General features: G+C 68.8%; 22 protein-coding genes and 2 pseudogenes. 11 read left to right on the top strand and 13 right to left on the bottom strand.

Annotated elements, in window-relative coordinates; genetic code table 11:
- Positions 1-263: 263 nt before the first annotated feature.
- The 5 genes from H1D24_RS39960 to H1D24_RS39940 form a co-directional block, all read right to left on the bottom strand.
- On the bottom strand, positions 264-1364 hold the full coding sequence (locus H1D24_RS39960) for a PDR/VanB family oxidoreductase (protein ID WP_181662681.1): 1101 nt from the start codon (positions 1362-1364) through the stop codon (positions 264-266).
- A gap of 23 nt (positions 1365-1387) precedes the next feature.
- Positions 1388-2299 (bottom strand): metal-dependent hydrolase, encoded by a 912-nt coding sequence (locus tag H1D24_RS39955; protein ID WP_181662680.1) that lies wholly within the window; start codon positions 2297-2299, stop codon positions 1388-1390.
- Between the two features lie 80 nt (positions 2300-2379).
- The gene (locus tag H1D24_RS39950; protein ID WP_181662679.1) at positions 2380-3309 is read right to left on the bottom strand and encodes an alpha/beta fold hydrolase; all 930 of its coding nucleotides are present in this window, start codon (positions 3307-3309) and stop codon (positions 2380-2382) included.
- Positions 3306-4442 (bottom strand): MBL fold metallo-hydrolase, encoded by a 1137-nt coding sequence (locus tag H1D24_RS39945; RefSeq protein WP_181662678.1) that lies wholly within the window; start codon positions 4440-4442, stop codon positions 3306-3308. The genes H1D24_RS39950 and H1D24_RS39945 overlap by 4 nt, the downstream gene beginning before the upstream one ends.
- 4 nt (positions 4443-4446) lie before the next feature.
- Positions 4447-5364, bottom strand: a complete 918-nt coding sequence (locus H1D24_RS39940) for an SDR family oxidoreductase (RefSeq protein WP_309484621.1) — start codon at positions 5362-5364, stop codon at positions 4447-4449.
- A 152-nt stretch (positions 5365-5516) separates the two neighbouring features.
- Here H1D24_RS39940 and H1D24_RS39935 point away from each other — a divergent pair, with 152 nt between their 5' ends.
- The 5 genes and pseudogenes from H1D24_RS39935 to H1D24_RS39915 all read left to right on the top strand — a co-directional run.
- Positions 5517-6158: a TetR/AcrR family transcriptional regulator gene (locus H1D24_RS39935; protein ID WP_181662677.1), complete on the top strand. Its 642-nt coding sequence runs from the start codon at positions 5517-5519 to the stop codon at positions 6156-6158.
- Positions 6159-6179: 21 nt separating this feature from the next.
- A pseudogene (locus H1D24_RS43870) lies at positions 6180-6407 on the top strand (aldolase/citrate lyase family protein); the annotation flags it as partial.
- Positions 6408-6477: 70 nt separating this feature from the next.
- Entirely contained in the window at positions 6478-6627 is a 150-nt protein-coding gene (locus H1D24_RS43865) for a hypothetical protein (protein WP_181662676.1), read from the top strand.
- A 181-nt stretch (positions 6628-6808) separates the two neighbouring features.
- The gene (locus H1D24_RS39920; RefSeq protein WP_181662675.1) at positions 6809-6952 is read left to right on the top strand and encodes a DUF397 domain-containing protein; all 144 of its coding nucleotides are present in this window, start codon (positions 6809-6811) and stop codon (positions 6950-6952) included.
- Between the two features lie 137 nt (positions 6953-7089).
- Positions 7090-8127, top strand: a pseudogene (locus H1D24_RS39915) (S8 family peptidase); the annotation flags it as partial.
- Here the strand turns inward: H1D24_RS39915 and H1D24_RS43860 are convergent.
- Positions 8106-9059, bottom strand: coding sequence for a LacI family DNA-binding transcriptional regulator (locus tag H1D24_RS43860; protein ID WP_309484620.1), 954 nt, complete (start codon positions 9057-9059; stop codon positions 8106-8108). The pseudogene H1D24_RS39915 and the gene H1D24_RS43860 overlap by 22 nt on opposite strands.
- A gap of 364 nt (positions 9060-9423) precedes the next feature.
- Positions 9424-9822 (bottom strand): DUF6415 family natural product biosynthesis protein, encoded by a 399-nt coding sequence (locus H1D24_RS39905; RefSeq protein ID WP_181662674.1) that lies wholly within the window; start codon positions 9820-9822, stop codon positions 9424-9426.
- A 985-nt stretch (positions 9823-10807) separates the two neighbouring features.
- Here H1D24_RS39905 and H1D24_RS39900 point away from each other — a divergent pair.
- The 3 genes from H1D24_RS39900 to H1D24_RS39890 all read left to right on the top strand — a co-directional run bounded on the left by H1D24_RS39900 (position 10808) and on the right by H1D24_RS39890 (position 13304).
- A complete protein-coding gene (locus tag H1D24_RS39900; protein ID WP_181662673.1) occupies positions 10808-11059 on the top strand; it encodes a DUF397 domain-containing protein in 252 nt (83 codons plus the stop codon).
- A gap of 146 nt (positions 11060-11205) precedes the next feature.
- Positions 11206-12114 carry a Sco1979 family transcriptional regulator gene (locus tag H1D24_RS39895; RefSeq protein WP_181662672.1) on the top strand — a complete coding sequence of 303 codons (909 nt, stop codon included), beginning with the start codon at positions 11206-11208 and terminating at the stop codon, positions 12112-12114.
- A gap of 362 nt (positions 12115-12476) precedes the next feature.
- Positions 12477-13304, top strand: coding sequence for an SAM-dependent methyltransferase (locus H1D24_RS39890; RefSeq protein ID WP_181662671.1), 828 nt, complete (start codon positions 12477-12479; stop codon positions 13302-13304).
- A gap of 39 nt (positions 13305-13343) precedes the next feature.
- Here H1D24_RS39890 and H1D24_RS39885 read toward each other — a convergent pair whose 3' ends face one another.
- Complete coding sequence (locus tag H1D24_RS39885) at positions 13344-13535, bottom strand: hypothetical protein (protein ID WP_181662670.1); 192 nt, start codon at positions 13533-13535, stop codon at positions 13344-13346.
- Positions 13536-13676: 141 nt separating this feature from the next.
- On the opposite strand from H1D24_RS39885, the gene H1D24_RS39880 reads away from it, so the two are divergent.
- Entirely contained in the window at positions 13677-14279 is a 603-nt protein-coding gene (locus H1D24_RS39880; protein ID WP_181662669.1) for an aldehyde dehydrogenase family protein, read from the top strand.
- 1167 nt (positions 14280-15446) lie between these two features.
- Positions 15447-15644, top strand: a complete 198-nt coding sequence (locus H1D24_RS39875) for a DUF1918 domain-containing protein (protein ID WP_181662668.1) — start codon at positions 15447-15449, stop codon at positions 15642-15644.
- A 245-nt stretch (positions 15645-15889) separates the two neighbouring features.
- Here H1D24_RS39875 and H1D24_RS39870 read toward each other — a convergent pair whose 3' ends face one another.
- From H1D24_RS39870 to H1D24_RS39850, 5 genes are all read right to left on the bottom strand, one after another.
- Positions 15890-16609 (bottom strand): Crp/Fnr family transcriptional regulator, encoded by a 720-nt coding sequence (locus tag H1D24_RS39870; RefSeq protein WP_258564702.1) that lies wholly within the window; start codon positions 16607-16609, stop codon positions 15890-15892.
- Between the two features lie 180 nt (positions 16610-16789).
- Entirely contained in the window at positions 16790-17209 is a 420-nt protein-coding gene (locus H1D24_RS39865) for a hypothetical protein (protein ID WP_309484619.1), read from the bottom strand.
- Between the two features lie 141 nt (positions 17210-17350).
- Positions 17351-17608, bottom strand: a complete 258-nt coding sequence (locus H1D24_RS39860) for a hypothetical protein (protein ID WP_258564701.1) — start codon at positions 17606-17608, stop codon at positions 17351-17353.
- Between the two features lie 44 nt (positions 17609-17652).
- Positions 17653-17805, bottom strand: a complete 153-nt coding sequence (locus tag H1D24_RS39855; protein WP_181662699.1) for a hypothetical protein — start codon at positions 17803-17805, stop codon at positions 17653-17655.
- A complete protein-coding gene (locus H1D24_RS39850) occupies positions 17802-18155 on the bottom strand; it encodes a DUF427 domain-containing protein (RefSeq protein ID WP_508481607.1) in 354 nt (117 codons plus the stop codon). Before H1D24_RS39850 ends, H1D24_RS39855 begins: the two co-directional genes overlap by 4 nt.
- Positions 18156-18258: 103 nt before the next feature.
- On the opposite strand from H1D24_RS39850, the gene H1D24_RS39845 reads away from it, so the two are divergent.
- Entirely contained in the window at positions 18259-18573 is a 315-nt protein-coding gene (locus H1D24_RS39845; RefSeq protein ID WP_181662665.1) for a thioredoxin family protein, read from the top strand.
- Positions 18574-18803: the final 230 nt, after the last annotated feature.

Here is an 18803-nt window from a genome sequence, read left to right as displayed (position 1 = left end):
CGCCGGGGCCGGCCACGCCGGCTGATCCGCGAAACCGGCGCGGGAAGCTCGGAGATCGGGGTGAAGATCAGCCAAGTGATGTCCCGTCAACCGTTCGCGCTGCGCCCGGTGGCCGGCCTGGTGGCTCGACTTGCCGCTGGATCGGGCCGGTGTCCAGACCGTCTCATCGTCCAGGCGGTGGGTCGCGCCAAGGGTCGGGTATCAACGCTGCCGCTGAGGTTCCTCGCGGCGACGGCCGCGCTCTACGGGCGCTTGGCCATCGCTCACGCCTCCAGCACCAACCGCTCTCCTTCCGGTGCACGCGAGACGCAGGGCAGCATGGCGCCGGCCGCACGTTCGGTGGCGGTGAGCCGGCGGTCACGATGATCGACATGGCCATGGGCCACCCGTACCCGGCAGGTGCCGCAAAACCCTTGGCGGCAGGAGAACGGCAGGTCCGGCAGGGCCTCGTGGAGAACATCCAGGGCGGAGCGGTCGTACGGCACTGGGAGAACCCGTCCGGTGTCGCCCAGCTGAAGTTCGAAGGGACGGCCGTCCGTGATCGGGGCCGGGGCGAAACGCTCGAAGTGCAGGGCTGACGCGCGGCTACCACCGAACGCGCGCCGCACGCCGTCGATCATGGGCGCGGGCCCGCAGCAGTACACCGCACCTGCCGCCGGGCTCAAGCTCAATAGATCGGCTGCTTCGGGCACGCCGGACTCGTCGTCAGGGCGGATGGAGACCCGGCCAGGGGCTGCGGCTGCGAGTTCGGCCAGCTCTGCCGCGAAGGGCATCGAGCCGCGGCTGCGGCCGGTGTGCACGAGCCTCCAGTCCAGGCTGCGTCGGGCGGCTTCCCGAGCCATCGGCAGGATCGGGGTGATTCCGATGCCGCCCGCGATGAGCAGGATGGATGCTTCGGCGGCGAAGGGGAAGGCGTTCCGGGGCCCGGTGATGGCGACCCGCGTACCGTCTGCGAGGGCGTCGTGTACCTCGGCCGAACCGCCTCCGCCGTTGGCGATGCGGCGCACCGCGATTCGGTACCGGTACCGGTCGGCAGGGTCGCCGCACAGAGAGTACTGGCGCTTGCGGCCGGAGGGCAGGTGCAGTTCGATGTGGGCGCCGGGCTGCCAGGGCGGGAGTATTGACCCGTCGGGTGCTGCCAGCCGCATGGAGACGACATCCTCGGCCTCTTGGTGCTTGGTGGCGACCACCAGTTCCCGGATCGCGGGCATCTCGGTGGCCGGCGGGCGCCTTGGAGGAGTGCTGCGCCGCGCGAGGCGCGTGACCGCGTGGTCGCTGAAGGCCGCCAGCTTCTGCATGAAGGAGTCGCTGCGCGGTCTGCCGTACAGGTCCGGCGGGCGAGTGACGGGTGTGCTGATGTCCATGGGATGCCTCGCTGGTTGCTGGGTCATTGGGCAGCCGCTCGGGCAGCGGGGGACGCCGCCAGGTAGGCGACGGCCTGCTGGGTCGAGCCCTCCTGGGTCGGGTGGTAGCCGGGGCGGAAGTAGCGCAGCACCGAGCGGGCGAACGCGCCCGGTGGCGGCAGCAGGTCCTTGCGGGCGGCGGCCAGGTAGTCGCGGAAGCGGACCTTGACCCGGTCGTCGAGTTCGGGGTCGGCGCTCATGAGGAAGCGGACTCCGCGGATCCACAGCCGGGTCAGCACTGGAGCGGTGACGAGCATGCCGACCGTTCGGCGCCGGTAGCGGGGATCGAGGTGCACCAGCAGGTCGAACGCGACCGAACGGTGTTCGACCTCCTCCGCGCCGTGCCAGCGGAACAGATCGAGCATCGCGGGGTCCGCGCCGGCCTGGTCCAGGTGCCCGTTGCTGAGAATCCAGTGACCCATGTACGCGGTGAAGTGCTCGAAGGCCGCTATGAGGGCGAGCCGTTGGAGAAGGTGGGCGTGTGCGGCGGCCGGCGTCAGCTCCGGCCGGTCTCCGAGCACCCTTCGGAAGATCCATTCGGACTGCCGGGTGTACGGAGCCGGGTCCAGACCCTTGGCGAGCAGGTGCTCCAGGACCTCCTGGTGCGCCTCGGCGTGCATCGCTTCCTGGCCGATGAAGCCGCGTACGTCCTCGCGCAGCCGGTCATCGGTGATCAGTGGCAGTGCCTGCTCGAAGGTGCGCACGAACCAGCGTTCGAGCTCGGGGAGCATGAGGTGGAGCACATCGAAGGTGTGGGTCGCGAAGGGCTCACCCGGCAGCCAGTGCAGCGGGGTGGTGCCCCAGTCGAAGGTGACGTCCCGGGGTTGCAGTACCAGGTCGTGGTGGTCGATGGGCTCGGACGGACGTTCCGGGTGGGCATGTGCGGCTCGGAACATGACAGGTTCCTCCGTCAGCGATCGGTGTGTGCGAAAGGGGCGGCCAGGCATTCGTCCAGTACTGCCGATTTGTTGGGCTGTCAGATCGGGTGCGCGGTGTGGTCCGAAGTGTGAGTGCGGCGGGAGCCGTCTTCGACGCGGTGGGCGAATTCCGCGATCCGGGACGCGATCTCCTCGGGGTGGCTGAGCTGTACCCAGTGCCCGGCGTCGATCGGGCGCCGTTGTATCTGGCGCGTCCAGTGCTCCACTCCGTACGACAGCACCGGGGTGACGCAGAAGTCGCGGGTGGGGATGATGAGCTGAATCGGGACGGTGGTCGGCCGGTCCCGGGGATGCAGCAGGCGGGGCAGCATGTTGGCGCGGTACAGCGCGGTGCCGGACACGGCGTCGCGGGCCAGCGTCGGCGCGGGGTAGGGGGTGTGCCCGGGCACGCCTTGGGAGCCGGTGAGGAAGGCGCGCCAGCGGTGTCCCAGTGCTCTCCAGGTCAGGGCGGGCAGGAGCGGAAGATGGAAGTAGGCGATGTACCAGGACCGTGCGGCCTGCCGCAGCATCTTCGGCAGATCCGGATGCCGCGGCCGAAGGCGGGCCCGGATCAGGTGGCCGACGTGGTCCAGGCAGGGTCCGGAGATGGAGGTGAACGAGGCGATCCGCCCGGCCAGGCGGGTGCCGGTGACCGACTCCCAGGAGTGGATCGATCCCCAGTCGTGTCCGACCAGGTGCACCGGGCGGTCGGGGCTCACGGCGTCGAGAACCGCCTCCAGGTCGGCTTCCAGGCGGGACATCCGGTAGGCGCGCAGACCTCTGGGCCGGTGGGAGGCACCGGCTCCCCGCACGTCGAAGGCGGTGACGTGGAAGCGGTCGGCCAGGCGCTCGGCGACGGGGCGCCACACGGCGCTGGTGTCCGGATAGCCGTGGACCAGCACCACCGGAGGATCGGTGGACGCTCCCCATTGGTAGGCGGCCAACTCCACGCCGTCCGCGGCGATCCGGCGTGCGGCCGGGCCGGTCATCGGCCGCCACCGGCGGGGGTCAGTTCGCCGTAGTTCAGACTGCCGTGGAGGAAGCTGGGCAGCACCGGCCAGTGCCGCTTGAAGGGGGCCAGCTCCGAGGAGGGCAGGATCTGCAGCCAGCGCGGATCGCGCCGGCTGGGGTCGGCGAGGGTCTTCTCCTTGACCATGGAGTCGTACTGGTCGAGAGAGTCCTCCAGGGTGTTGGCGTTAGGCACCACCTCATGGCCGTAGAACGCGGCGTGGCGGCGCACCCCGGGGATGCGGGAGAGCTCGGGCTGCCAGTTGTCGGCCGAGATGCCGTTCTCGGAGGAGACCCACACCCCGTCGGGGGTGTTCAGCACCAGGGAGTGGTTGCCGTCCGTATGGCCGGGGGTCCACAGCAGGCTGACGCCGACACCGAGTTCGACATCGCCGTCGAAGGCGGTGATGCGCTCGTCCGGTACCCCGTCCATGCCTCCGTCGACGTACCAGGCCCACTGCATCGGATGCATCGATTCGAAGGTGCCCAGCTCCCTGCGGTGCACCAACAACCGGGCGCGCGGGAACAGCGCTTCGCGGGGCGCCCGTTCGCCGGGAATGGTGCTGGTACTTCCCATGATCATGCGCACGTCCTGGACGTGCAGGTGGTCGAAGCTGACGAAGTCCACGTCCTCGGGTCGCAGACCGCAGGAGGGCAGGACGGTGTTCGGGTCCTGGTAGAAGCGGGCGAAGACGTGCTCGGTGAGAAAGTCCCCCGCCAGACGCTTGAGCTGGGCGTAGAACGGCGCTTGAGCCGTTCCGGCGGCGACGGTCGGCTCCCACACCAGTGTTTTCAGCTCACCGTCGAAGCCGTCGAACTGCACGACGAGCATCCGGTTGACAATGCTCACGAACGGATTGACGGCGAGCGCGGCGCCGTGGAAGCCGAACCGGGTCGGGTACGGGGCGGCGGCGATGTCGAAACTGCGGACGGCGTGGATGCGGCCCTGCTGGACGAACCGCTCACGGTAGGTGGCCGCGGCGCGGCGCACGGCGCGCAGCCGGTCACCGCGGGGCCATACGTCGTGGACCCCTTCGAATTCGGGGATGGGACGCGGAGCGGCGGCGTCCTGGGCCTTCTTCGCGCTGGGCGCCGGCTTGGGCGTGGTGGTCACGGGCTCATCCTTCGGGCAGGCGGGCGGTCCGGGTGCGCTGCTCGTAGGCCGCGCGGACCGACCGGTCGGACAGGGCGGCGAGCTGGTCGGGGACAAGGAGGTGATGCAGGGCGTCGCGGGCACGGCCCGGCAGCAGCGCGGCCAACCGGGTCAGGGCGGCCACCTGGCGTGGAACGAAGACCTCGAACCGCGGGCGCAGCACGACGTCGAGCACCGCGTCGGCCACCTGATCCGTCGTCAGGCGTCGGGTGGGGCCGGTCGCGGTGCCCACGGCCAGCTCGGTGTCCACGACGCCGGGCATCACCAAGGACACGTGCACGCCGGTGCCGCGCAGTTCGGCGCGGACGGCTGTGCTGTAGCCGTGGAGGGCGTGCTTCGTCGCCGCGTAGGTCGCCTCGCCGGCCGGGGCGACCTTGCTGGCGGCGGAGGCGATGTTCACCACGTGGCCGCGACCGCGTTTCCGCATCTCCGGGATCACGAGTTTCATCCCACGCAGTACGCCGTGGACATTGACGTCGAACTGGCGCAGAGCGGCTTCCTCCGGTTCCTCCTCGAAGGGGCCCACCCACATGATTCCGGCGTTGTTGATCAGTACGTCGATCGGCCCCAGTTGGGTCTCAACGGTGCGCAGGAAGTCTTCGAAGGAAGGTGTGTCGGTGACGTCGAGAGACAGCCCGAGCAGCCGGCCACCGGGACGCCCGCCGATGGCACCAGCCGTCTCCGTGGCGAGCTCTGCGTCGAGATCGCCGATCGCCACGGCGGCTCCGGCTGCGGCGAGCCGGGCTGCGACGGCACGCCCGATTCCGCGGCCCGCCCCGGTGACCGCGATCACTCGGCCGGCCAGCGGTTCTGTACGGGGGAGCCAGTCGCGGCCGCGGTCTCTTCGGCTGAACTTGTCCGGGTACCTGGGCGGTGCTGCCACGGTCGAGCCCCTTCCTTGCCCTGAGCATGAGCGGAACGCCGAGCGGCAAGCGACCCCCACGCGTGTCTGACACGACGCCATGTCAGATGAACTGACAAGCTAGAGTGTCAGTTCAGAGCACACCGGTGTCAACACCTCTGCGAAGGGGAAAAATGACCGGCACACAGACCGCCGGGCGGCGCTACGGCGGACGCGACGCGGCGCAACGACAGCAGGAGCGCCGCACCCGCCTCATCCAGGCGGGCCTCGACCTGTTCGGCACGGTCGGATACGCCTCAGCCTCCGTCAAGCAGGTGTGTTCGCATGCCGGACTGACCGAGCGCTACTTCTACGAGTCGTTCCGCGACCGCGAAGACCTTCTCGCCGGGGTCTACAACGAGCTGATCACTACGATCAGCGCCGAAACCGCGCAGGCCGCAGCCGCTGCCGCACCCGATGTCGACGCCCAGCTGCGCGCCGGCCTCGAGGTCTTCATCCGCACACTGGCCGGCGACGCCCGCAAGGCCCGCGTGGTGCTCATCGAGGTCGTGGGCGCCAGCCCCCGCCTCGAAGTACGGCGCCGTGAGGTCCTGCACGAATTCGCCGCAATGGTCGCCGCCGTCGTCGCACCGCTCCCTGGCCCGGAAGCCTCCTCCAGCCGGCTCACCATGACCGCGATGAGCCTGGTCGGCGGAGTCAACGAACTCCTCGTGGACTGGACGCTCGGCCACCAGAACGCCACCGTCGAAGAACTGATCGACCTGTGCTACACCCTGTTCATCGCGGCCTACCGAACCATCAGCGATCAGCCCTGATCAGGCAGGCCGGATTCCTTCGTGGCCCTGGTGGAGAGCGCGCTCGGGGTACGGGAGGCGGCGGCGATAGCGGAGGTCCCAGGCGTCGCGCGCCTCCTCTTCGGGAGTATCGACTTCGCGCTGGACGCGGGCATCACCCCGTCCGAGCCTGACGAACCGGAGCTGCTCTGGGCCCGCTCGGCACTCGTGGTTGCCTCCAGAGCCGCCGGTCTGCCCTCGCCGCTGGACGGGGTATACCCGCGGCTCGATGACGAGGTCGGCCGGCGCCCGGCGCCTGCACATCACCGGCGTCACCGCCCACCCGACCCGGGAGTGAGCGGTGCAGCAGGCACGGAATGTCGCCGCCGATCTGGGCGTCTGCATCGAGTCCCTGCGGTTCCTCCTGCGCGACCGCGACGGCAAGTACGGCAGGCTCCTGCGCACCCGCGTTCTCGGCGGCACTCTCAACGAGTACCGCTACGTCGCTTGACCAGCGGCGATGACTTTTCCAGCCCGACACCTCTACGGCAAAGGACGGGCAGCCACTGCAATCTCCCGTGAGTTCGAGAATTCCGAAGGGTTCGGAGACTTGAACTCGCCGGGCTCTTGGTGCAAGTAGCGGGGTTTGTGCCTTGAGTTGGCGAATCCAGGATGCCAGGCAGCAGCGGCGAATGCCTCGAAGTGAACGACGCCCACCCACCGCCCACATCCCCGTCCGCGACAGCAAGCACCCCCACGGCCCCGCCGTCCTCTTCGCCCCCACCGCCTGGACCACCTTCATCGGCGCACGCAAGACCGACACACGAAGCACATGACTTAACTCTTGCCACTGGCACGTGGTGCACATACGTTCCCCTTCGCCCCCACTCGGAACGCTCGCTGTGGCGATCCCTGAGCGGGCGTCGACAAGGAGGACAGGTACCCCGTGAAAAGACGCATAGGCGCCGCCCTGATGGCAATCCCCCTTGCCGCGGCCGCACTTCCCGCAACAGCGGAAGCCGCCACGGCGAACGACCACCTGGTCGAGGTGGCCCGTGCCACCGGCAAGGCAGTACCCGGCCAGTACATCGTCACCCTCAAACCCGGTACGAACGCCGGCAGCCTGACCCGCATCGCGGGTGTGCGTACGAGGCACACCTACGACGCCGTCATCGACGGCTTCGCGGCCGAGCTCAACGCCGCTCAGCTCAACGCCCTGCGCCGCAACCCCGCCGTCCTCCGTATCGAGGAGGACCAGCAGGTCCGCGCCGCCCGCACCATCCGCGCCACCGCCACCCAGAGCAACGCCACCTGGGGCCTCGACCGTATCGACCAGCGCAACCTGCCGCTGTCCACGACTTACGGCTACAACACCACCGCCTCCAACGTGACGGCGTACATCATCGACACCGGCATCGACCCCAGCCACCCCGACTTCGGCAACCGCGCCGCGATCGCCTACGACGCCACTCTCGAAGGCACCGGCCTGGACTGCAACGGCCACGGCACACATGTCGCCGGGACCATCGGCGGCACCACCTACGGCGTGGCCAAGGGGGTCAAGCTCCGTGGCGTGCGCGTCCTCAACTGCGTCGGCATCGGGACGAACGCCGATGTGATCGAGGGCATGGACTGGGTCCGTACCCACGCCGTGAAGCCTGCCGTCGCCAACATGTCGCTGGGCGGCGGCTTGTCCGCCACGGTCAACAGCGCGGCCACCAGCCTCAACAACTCCGGTGTCTTCCTCGCCGTCGCGGCCGGCAACGAAGAAGAGGACGCCTGCAAGACCTCGCCGGCCAGCGCCTCCGGTGTGATGACCGTCGCGGCGTCGGACAAGACGGACACCGCCGCCTCCTTCACGAACTACGGCTCCTGCGTCGAGACCTACGCGCCCGGCGTCTCCATCACCTCCGCCTGGCTCCTGGGCACCACCAACACCATCAGCGGCACCTCGATGGCCAGCCCGCACGTCGCGGGTGTGGGCGCGCTCTACAAGGGCGCCAAGGGCGACGCCGCGTCCTCCACCGTCAACAACTGGATCACCAGCAACGCCACCATCGGTGTGATCAAGAACAACCGCGCCGGCACCCCCAACCGACTGCTGTACAAGAACACCCTCTGAGCTTGTTCTCTAAGACCTGTCCCGTAACTGCCGCAAAGCGAGCAACAGCCCCGCGGCAACGGGGCAGTCTCAGGTTTCGAGGCGGCCCGGTCACATGGCTGATCGCCGAAGGGTGTCCCGCCACTCGTCCACCACATCGCGGGACTCATCCAGGGCGGGATCGCGACTTCCGCCGGATGCGTAGGCCGGGGACCGGTCCGCGTGGAGCGGCACATGGGCGCAGTACCAGGCCCGCTTGGCGCGCGGGCTCCGGCGGCGGCGAGGTGGTCGAGGATGCCCCAGACGGCGGCCTCATGGTCGTTGTCCACCCAGGCGGTGACCTGCAGGGAGCCGGCCGGGCGTCCGTCGGAGACGACGGGCAGGCCTTGGCGCACCAGCTCGGTGACGACCGGGTCGTGGTCGTCAGGGTCGATGACGACGGCCCCGTCGAGCGCGACGTTCGACCAGACGTCGTGCCGGGAGGTCGCGGGGAGGATGACCAGGGCATAGCCCCGGGCGGGCGCGGCGGAGGTCGCGGCTCTCGCCATCTCCGCGAAGTACCCGGACTCCGTGAAGGTGAAGGGCTCGTCTCCGTAAGTCGTCACGGTCAGGCCGATGAGGCCCGACTTCCCGGTACGTAAGGTGCGGGCCGCGGCCGACGCGCGGTAGCCCAGCCGGTCTGCGACCGCGCGGACATGACGTCGTGTGGCGTCCGGCAGCCGGCCCTTGCCGTTCAGCGCATCGGAAACGGTCGTGATAGACACACCGGCCGCGATGGCCACGTCCCTGATCCCCGACCGGCCCGGCCGATTGTTCCGGCGGCATGCTTCCGCTCGACTCACCTGGCACTCCTTGCTGATGTCGTAACAAGCCGATATTCACGACTACCAGGGTTGCCAAAGCGCCTTCACCCCGCCTGCAAGGCACGTTTCTGCATGGTTGTCATGAAGCAACGGCCTTAAAATCTACGGGAGTTAGCTGTCACCAAGGTAGTATGTCATCTATTGGCGCATCTAACGCTGCCACACGCTCGCTACGCCGAAGCGCTCCAACTCACCTCAAGTTGAGTGTTCTTGAAGGTCAGGTCCCGCGAGCCGTCGCCCGTGACGGCTTCGCGCAGCCGCTCAACAGCGTGGAGCAGCCTTCGGGGCTCCGGTGTGGCCCGAGCCTACGGGGAGAGCGTCGGGCGGGCCTTGGGAAGAGCGATCAGGACGCAGCAGGCGTGGCGGGGTTCGCGGCCTGAAGCCGGTCGAGGCGTTCATACAAGGCGCGCACGAGTCGGGCCCGGTTTTGTGCACTGGCGACTGTGGCCTGGATAGGCGTGGAGAGGCGTCGGCTAGCTTCGGCGAGCACCACCTCGGTGAGCGCGCGCATCTCACTGTCGCTGGGTAGTTGCTCGCAGCGCCGGCGCACGTCCGCAGCGACGGCCCGCGCGTGCCCGGTCAGCTGCAGGGCGATCTGCTCGCAGTCGCGCGGCTGGAGAGCGTCGCCCGGGTTGGTCCATGCCAGCACGGCCTTGACCAGCACCATGTGCGGTTCACGGTCGAGCAGGAGTTCCGCATCAAGGTGGCCCTCGGGGTCATACAGAGGCTGGTGTGTGGTCATGAGGCTGCCGCTCCTTCGTGTGCAGGTACGGGGAGTTTCAGCAGTGTTCGGCGAGCGGTATCGCCGGTGATGGCCACTGCGTCCCCGGAGGTGGCCCATGTCTTGCGGCCGGTACGGCCGACGCTCGAAGCCCACAGCGCTCGAAAGGCGGGCATCGCGCGCCGCGGGCCTGTACCACGGCGGGGCGCACGTCTTCAGGGAGTTGGCCATGAATGGACGGTAAGGGCGGTATGCCGAGCATAGGGCACACGGTGTGGGTGCGTTGCCGTCGCGTTCTGGAGCACTCATGGATGCCCTGCCGGCTGGTCAACCGTCTGCTGATCATCACGGCAGGCATGGGCACGTCATATAGCACAGCCCCGGCATCGCTGCGCCGCTGCCGTTAGGGGCGGCGAGGTTCATTTTGGACGGAGCAGTCGCTGTCCACGGGGTGGGCCTGGATCGGCTTGATGCGGTACGCGGCGACGCAGCCGGGACAGGCGTAGAGGAGTCTGCCGGGGCCGCTGCAGACCTCGACGATGGAGACGAGTAAGGCGTCGACGGTTGGCTCCTTGCACCAGCTGCACCACTGCACGGGGCTCACCGGTTGGCCCGCATCGCCTCGCGCCGGCATGCCGGGCAGGTGCAGCCCGGCAGCGCGGTCGGGCTGGAGAGCACGCTCCGGCTCTGTGACCGCTGCAATGGATCCGCCGGTTGGCCCAGGGGCCGGCGACTCGGCTGCCGCAGTCGATCGAGTGCCGATTGCCGCGTTGTGGTCCACCGTGCCTCCCGCGCTCGAGGGGTTCCTCCTCCACCCAACGCTTGTGGACTGGGGGCGTCCGGGCGGTTGGGCACTACTGTCCTCCTGCACATCATGGCGCTGCAAGTACGCCTGCAATTACAGTAGTACACACGTCGGTAAGTACAGATGCAATTGACAAACCACCTGACGTTCGGTCAGACATAGTTGTCAGGCATGGTCTTTGCCACTGAAGGAGCGGCTGGGATGCAGCAGATCGACAACGGCGTGAAGTCCACCCTGATCGAGGGCGTGGCCTGGCAAAAGAGCCGCCACAGCGGCCCAGGTGGCAACTGCGTCGAGCTGGCCGCCCTTCCCGGCGGGGACGTCGCGATCCGCAACTCCCGTCACCCCGAGGGCCCCGCGCTGATCTACACCCGCGAGGAGGTGGCCGCCTTCCTCGACGGAGCCAAGGGCGGCGAATTCGATGCGATGGTCGGCGAAGGGCGGCTGCTGTGAAGGTGCTCGCCGCATCGCGGTGAGAGCCTCATCAGCGTGCCGATCCAGCGGCCTTGCCTTGGCGGGTACTCGTACATGACGGGGGCGTTGATGCAGGACTGATGCGTCTGCGCAGTCACCCAGCAGTCACACACGGGGAGATGAGAATGTCCGCCATGATGAAGCCGAGTGGCGAACCGTCGATAAGGCACTCCTTGGAGCAGCCGCAGACTGGGCCGACCGCCCTGCGCATCGTCCTGGGGGCCCAACTCCGCAGGCTGCGTCAGGAGCGCGGAATCAGTCGTGAGGACGCCGGGAACGCGATCCGCGGCTCCCACGCCAAGATCACCCGCCTTGAGCGCGGCCAGGTGGGTTTCAAGGAGCGTGACCTTTCCGACCTGCTGACCCTCTACAGGGTGCTCGATCAGGCGGAGCGGGCGGACTACTTCGCGCTGGCCCAGCGGGCCAACGCCCCCGGCTGGTGGCATCAGTACAACGACGTGCTGGAGGACTGGTTCGAGCTGCACGTCGGGTTGGAAGAGGCCGCGTCACTCATCCGGACCTACGAGGTCCAGTTCCTTCCCGGTCTGCTGCAGACCGAAGCATACGCGCACGCCGTGCACCGGCTGGGTTATCCGAACGCGCCGGCACGCAAGATCGACCGCCTGGTCGAGCTGCGGATGGCGCGCCAGAAGCTGCTGACGAGGCCGAACGCGCCGCGACTGTGGGCGGTGGTGGACGAGGCGGTTCTGCGCCGGCCCTTCGGTGGCCCTGAGGTGATGCGCGCCCAGCTGGAGAAGCTTCTTGACGTTGTAAAGATGCCGAATGTGACGCTCCAGGTCGCACCGTTCAGCGTCGGCGCTGCCGCGGCCGGCTCCCCGATCACCATTTTGCGGTTCAGCGATCCGGCTCTGCCCGACAAGGTCTATCTGGAGCATCTGACCAACGCGGTCTACCTGGACAAGCCAGATGAGATCGACCAGTACACGTTGATCATGGACCGGTTGTGTGCCGAGGCGGACACGCCAGAGGAGACCAGCCGCTTCGTGCGGACGCTGCTCGATCAGTTGGCGTGAGTCGATTTCCTCCCATCAGGCGGACCGCGGCAGCCGTGTGCCGGCAATGACCCCGCCAAGCTGTGCACCGACGCCGCGCAGCCCGCCGACTGCAGCGTCACCGGCGACCCACACCCCGAGCGGTGACCGCTCCTACGGCTGGCGCGACCACGCGGGAGCCTCCTTAAGCTTTTCTTCAACACCCAGCGTCAAACGGGCCGTTGCAAGTTGATCACTATTGGGAGATCAGCTTGGGCGAGTCCGCCTGCGGCCGCCATGGTGGTTGCCCCCGCTGACGGCGACAGCGGCGCGAGGCGCCGCTAGCATGCCGCGCACCATACGATGATCACCCACCGCCCACCCGACCTTTCCGGAGGCAGCAGATGGCCAGCAGCGGCGAGTACAACTCACTTGGCCTCGACCGGCCACACAGCGCCCGGATGTACGACTACTACCTGGGCGGCAAGACCAACTACGCCCCCGACCGGGAGGCCGCCCGCAAGACCCTCGAGGTGAACCCCGACATCCCCGTGGCCGCGCGGGAGAACCGGGCCTTCATCCACCGCGTCACCCGCGTCCTGGCCCGCGACTACGGCATCCGCCAGTGGCTCGACGTCGGCACCGGCATCCCCACCTCGCCTAACCTGCACGAGGTGGCCCAGGCGATTGCGCCCGAGGCGCGCGTCGTCTACGTCGACAACGACCCGATCGTCCTCGCCCACGCCCGCGCCCTGCTCACCAGCACACCCCAAGGCCGCACCGGCTACATCCAGGCCGATGTCAACGACCCCGACTCGATCATCGCCTCCGAGAAGCTGGCGAAGACCCTGGACCTGTCTCAGCCGGTCACGCTGTCCCTGATGGGAGTGCTGCACTTCATCACCGACGACGCTGACGCGCACGGCATCGTCCGCCGCCTGATAGACGCCCTGCCCTCCGGCAGCGCACTGGCCCTCTCCCACGTCACCCCCGACTTCAACGCCCAGGCCTGGGAAAAGTTTGCGCAGATCACCCAAGCCGCCGGGATCCCGACGCGTTTCCGGAGCAAGACGGAGGTGGAGAAGTTCTTCTCCGGCCTCGATCTGCTGGCCCCGGGGGTCGTCGTATGCCACCGCTGGCGTCCGGGGGGTGGCGAGGAACTGCCGCGCATCGGCACGGACGTCACCGACGCCCAGGTCAGCCTGTGGGGCGGAGTCGCCTTCAAGCCGTAACCGGGATTCGGTGAAGTCGCGTCATCAACTGTCGCGAGTTCACTGCCTCGGCGGGTGGCCGGTCACCCCGGCCACCGACACAGTCGGGCTGCTCCTCTGGGCCCCCGCGAGTGCGCCCGGGATCTTTGCGGCCGCATGAAGGGTCTTGCCCTTGATGTCCGGCGGGTAGTTCTCCAGCGCCTCGCAGGAGGTGAGCACCAGACGGCCTATGCGTTCGTCGTGTACGCCCACCAGGAGCTGTGAACCGCCGAGTAGGTCCGAGCCTCCCGGCCTTTGAAATGTATGCCGCAATTAACGGTGGTCCCGGGAAGCAAGTCTTCGCCGTCATGCCCGTGGCCGACGAAGCGTTCAGCATCGACAAGCGCCCGCTTCGTGATCAACAAGGCAGCCGGCGATGGGGAAGGATCAGCGCTCGTCGCCATGGAGCGGCTGTCGGCCGTACCCGGGGTACGCACTCTCGTCGCCGCCGCACCGGCACCGGCTCCGACCGCGGGAGCCAGCGTGCTCTCCGTACCTCTCGACACGATGCGCACGCATCCGGAGGCGCTGCTCACCGAGTGCTTCGGTCCGGCGTCGCTGGTGGTGGAGTACGAGCACGAGGCCGATCTGGCACCGCTCATCGAGCAGCTGGAGGGACAGCTCACGGCCACCATTCACGCCGAAGACGACGAGGCCGCGCGCCTCGCCGTGCTCGCCGACCTGCTCAGCGACCGGGTCGGCCGACTCGTGTGGAACGGCTGGCCGACAGGCGTCGCGGTGACGTGGGCGATGCACCACGGGGGGCCGTATCCGGCGACGACCGCGCCGCAGCACACGGCGGTGGGCGCGACCGCGATCCGGCGGTTCCTACGCCCGGTATGTCACCAGTCGGCCCCGCAGGACCGGCTGCCGCCCGCGCTGCGCGACCGCAACGTGCTGGGCATCTCGCGCCGTATCGACGGCCGGGTCACCACGGAGGATGTGCGGGCAGCGTGAGGACGTGGCATCCGGCCAGGACACGCCTTAAGGCCCTGGGCATCGGCTTCATCTGCCTACCGTGCCGACTTCCATGATCCGCTCGAAGTCGAGTGGTGAGTCCGAGCGCGGCGGCAACTCGCGCCGCTGCGCCGGCTCACCGGCTTCGGCGAAAAACCTGTCGATGCCGCCAGGGGTGTAGGTGACCGCAGCACCTAATCCGTTTACCCACCGTCGTCCTGGCGGCCGACGACCCTGAAGCGATCAGGGCTTTCCTGCACCCCCGCCCGGTCGCCGCGCTGCCCGGGGTGGGACGTCCGCCCGGCTGCTCACCCGACACGGCCTGCACACCATCGTCGACATTGCCCGCAGCCCGCTCGGCACCCCGCGGCATCTCCTCGGCGCCGCCACCGGCCGCCAGTTCCACGAGCGACGCCCGCGATTCGCGGCCCATCATCCCTCAGGCCGCACCCGAAACCACCGCCATCTCCCAGGAGATTGCCCGCGACGAGCTCGACCCGCACGAGCACCGGCGCTACCTGCTCGACCTCACCACTCGTTGTCCGCCTCCGCGGCGACCAGGCGGTAGCCCGCGCGCGTCACTCTCACCGTCCGCTGCGCCGACCGCACCACCACCAGCCGCATCCGCACCCTGGCCGAGCCCACCGGCCACACCCTCCCCCTGACCCGCACCGCGTGCTGCGCGCCTGCGCACCGTCGGCTCGCCGGGTCACGAGAGGATGGCGTCCATCTCCGGCCACTGCCCGTCTGCTGTCCTGGGTCCTAGCTGATGCCGCTGCAACAAGGACTGTCGGCGTCGGCTGAAGTTTGACGCACTATGGGCGCGGAGTTCGCCGTCGGAGGGTCAGGATTCCCCCGGCGACGGCCGTGGCGATGCCCGCGGCAATCCCAGCACCACCAGGGGCTTCCGGCGCCACATGCGCCGCTCGACTGCTGGTCGACGCGTCAGGCTACGCGCACCGGCATCGTCAGGCTCCATCGCGGCGGGCCGGCACGGTGCCGGTGGCCAGCGCGGGTTGGGCGAATGCCAGGGTGCCCTCGCTCGCTCATAGCGGGCAGTGTGCGTGGCTCGCAACATTTCGCCCGTTTCAGTGACCTTTTGCATTTAGTCATGCTGGTACGGGGATCCATGCGGAACCGGAACCGATCCCGTAGGAAGGCACGACCATGCACGCCACAGTGGGTGACACGCTGCTTATTCATAGCGGAATCGTCGGGCAGCACGAACGTACAGCGGAAATCCTTGAGGTGATGGAAGAGGACGGCGAGGCACCTGCTTACCTTGTGCGCTTCGCGGATGGTGACGAAACCGTCTTGTCGCCTGACCCGGACACTGTGATCAAGCTTCTCCAAAAGAAAGAATAAGGCTCGCACAGTCCGGCGTGGCTTCGTGCTGCCCACTGGCTGGGGCGGGTGCAGGCACGGCCAGTGGCGAGCACCCATCCCAGTCATGACGCGGTGCTGGACCGTGGTTCTTCGAGCCTGGCGGTCGGCCGGGCCCGGGAGAGTCATTTGGTTACCGGACCTCATCGACGGCTCCTCGCCGGGACCGGCCTGACTCTCGCAATCGGCTGGCGGCAGCTTGGTCTCTGTACTGCGGCAATGCCGCGTCAGCCTGCGGCGTCTTTGAGACGCTCGCTGTCGAGGACGGTGATGCGTCCGCGGGCGAGGCGGATCAAGCCGTGGTCGGCGTAGTCGCGCAGCACTTTGGTGCAGGTTTCGCGTGAGGTGCCGGCGAGGGCGGCGAGCTGTTCGTGAGTGAGGGCGATCTGCGGGTGCCGTCCGCCGGGGCGCAGCGGGCCGGCCGGGAGCTGGGCCGCGGTGAGAGTGGTCAGGGTGGTGGCGATGCGCTGGGCGACGGTTTTGAAGACGCTGTCGGACAGGCGCTGTTCAAGGTCGGCGAGGCGGCGGCCGAGGATCTCGGTGATGCGGGCGGCGATGCGGGCGTCCCTCAGCAGCAGCCGGTTCACGTCGGCGCGGCTCATCACACAGACGGTGACGTCGTCGAGGGCTTCGGCGTAGTTGTCGTACATGTACTGGCCGAGCAGGACCATCTCGCCGAAGATGGTGCCCGGGGTGACGATGGCGGTGGTCAGGGCGCGGCCGTCGGCGGAGACGCGGAAGACCCGTACGCGGCCCTTCTTGAGGATGAACAGCACCTCGCTGGGCTGCGACGGAGAGTAGAGGATCTCGCCCGCGTGGTACGTCTTCATCGGTGCGGCCTCCGCGATGGCCGCCATCTCCCGCTCGGAGAGGTCGCAGAAGATGTCGACCTCGGCCAGGCACCATGTCCGCTCCGCTGCGTCGGCGTCCGTGCCAGCGTCGGTCATGTGCGTCTCCTCGCGTCGTCCCGGGGCCCAGGGCGGGGGCGCGGCGCCCCATGCCGGGCTGGCCAGCGCGTCCGTGCTGCTGGCCAGAGGCCACCGCGTTTCCGTCGTCGCGTTTGCGGCCCGGCTCGGCCCCTGGCGGTGGGGTGCCAGGGCCGGGTGTTGACGCGGGCGGCAGGGGGCTCATCCTCCCGCCGTGCCGGTGCGCTTGCCCGTCATCTGGGCGATGCAGGAGAAGGCCGCCCCGGCGAGCAGGCCGAACACGAGGTGGCCGCCGAGGCTGGAGCCGGTGACGTCGTTCCACTCGAAGACGGGCATGCCCATGTTGGCAGGCATGATCCACAAGGCACCGACGGCCCACCACACCGCTCCGTAGGCGAGGCCGAGGACCAGGGCAGGGGCGAGGCGTTGGGCGAACTGCCCGAGCAGCACGCCGAACCCGGTGCCGGCGAACAGCGCGATCGCGAGATGAATCAGCCAGCCGACGAAGGGGTTGGTGGACCCAAGGAGCCCGGCGACCATGGTGATCATCGCGGTGTCCATCATCGGCCGGGACAGCGACATCCAGATGCCGAAGCCGGTGCCGCCGACCAGCCCGGCCACAGCGCCCCACACTGCGTGGAGGGGGACCGCGGCGGCTTTCGGCGAGACGCTGACTTTCTGCTCTCGCTTCTGACGCTACGAGCGGTGGCGGGTGCAGGTATGCGAGGGCGCTTACGTACCCGGCGGTAGCGGCTTGAGCTATCACGGTGATTTCACGGCGGTCACCAGGGCGTAGCCGAGCGTGCTGTGCCGTCCGCGGCGGCGGCGCGGGCCGCGTCCAGGACGGTCGGGGCGGCGGTCAGGTCCACGCCGCTTCCGCGAGGCGGGCGTGGCGGTGATGCGCAGCAGGTTCAGCCTCGCCTCGATCTGGGCGATCATGCGGATCAGGGCCGCATCGTGGCGCTCGGCGGTCAGGGTGCGCAGTCCGGCGGCGGCCAGGATGTCGGCGTGCTCGGACAACGGGCGGGCGTCGGCAACGCAGGCGATCCGGGCCGCGAGGCGGGTCAGCTCGGGCGGGAGCCGGTCGTGGTCAGGATGCGCCGGCCCACGCCCACATCGAGCGGGAGCGCACTGCTGACCAGCCCGGCGTACCCGCCGGCGACGACAGCCGCGGCCCCGGCGGTCCAAGCGGCGGCCCGGGCCAGGCGGCCGGTCACGGCTTGGCCTCCGGCTCGCCGTCGACGGTGATGCCCTGCCCGAACGCGACATGGTTCTTGATCCGGCGGGCCGGTGGGCTCGCGTGCGGGTAGTACCAGGCCGCATCCGGGTTCACCACGCCGTCCACGGTGACGGTGTAGTACCGGGCCAGTCCCTTCCAAAAGCACAGCGACCTCGTCCGGCTCCGCGTGAAGTACTGGCGGTGCAGGGATTCGGGCGGGAAGTAGTGGTTGCCCTCGACGATCACCGTGCGGTCCGCTTCCGCGATCACAGCGTTGTTCCATACAGCCCGCAGCATGGCCGTGCTCCTCGTCGCTTCTGGAAACCTTCGTTCGCCCTGCCACGCTATGCACGACCCGGCCCCGGTTCGGTGAGCGCGCTCACGGTTCTTGGCACGGGGCGAGGTCTACCGTGACCCACATGAGGTCACCCTGGATCACGGAGGGAAGACCATGGAACTTGTCGTGCTCGCGGTCTCCGGCTGCCCGAACGCGCCCGCGATGCTGCAGCGCCTGGAGCAGGTGCTGCCCGAGAGCGCCGGGTCGGTGGACGTCCGGGTGATCAGCAGCGAGGAGGAGGCGGCCCGGTACGGCATGCATGGCTCCCCGACTCTGCTGGTCAACGGCGCCAACCCCTTCGCTGCACCGGAGGCAACCGTCAGCGTCTCGTGCCGGATTTACCGTGACGCCGACGGACGTGCCGCCGGTGCCCCGAGCGTGGAGCAGCTAGCAGCGGCTCTCCAGCAGGCCCGCCGCACCGAGGGCTGAGGCGTCCCGCTGGAGCGGCGGCCGCGGGCGTCTCAACCCTGCAACTTCGCCGCGGCTGCCCCAGGCATCAGTAGTGCGAAGGACGCCCCCGGAAAGACCACGTTGTCGCGGACGGCGGCTACCAGGGCACCGGCCTGGTCATCCGCAACGCCGATGGCGCGGCCAGACCGAACTGCCGACCTGGAAGACTCTGCTGAGAAATGCGTGATTCGAGCAGGGCTGGGTCGTCA

It is taken from the genome of Streptomyces himalayensis subsp. himalayensis (assembly GCF_013778455.1).
Taxonomy (GTDB): Bacteria; Actinomycetota; Actinomycetes; order Streptomycetales; family Streptomycetaceae; genus Streptomyces; species Streptomyces himalayensis.
This window is presented reverse-complemented; position numbering and strand designations above follow the sequence as displayed.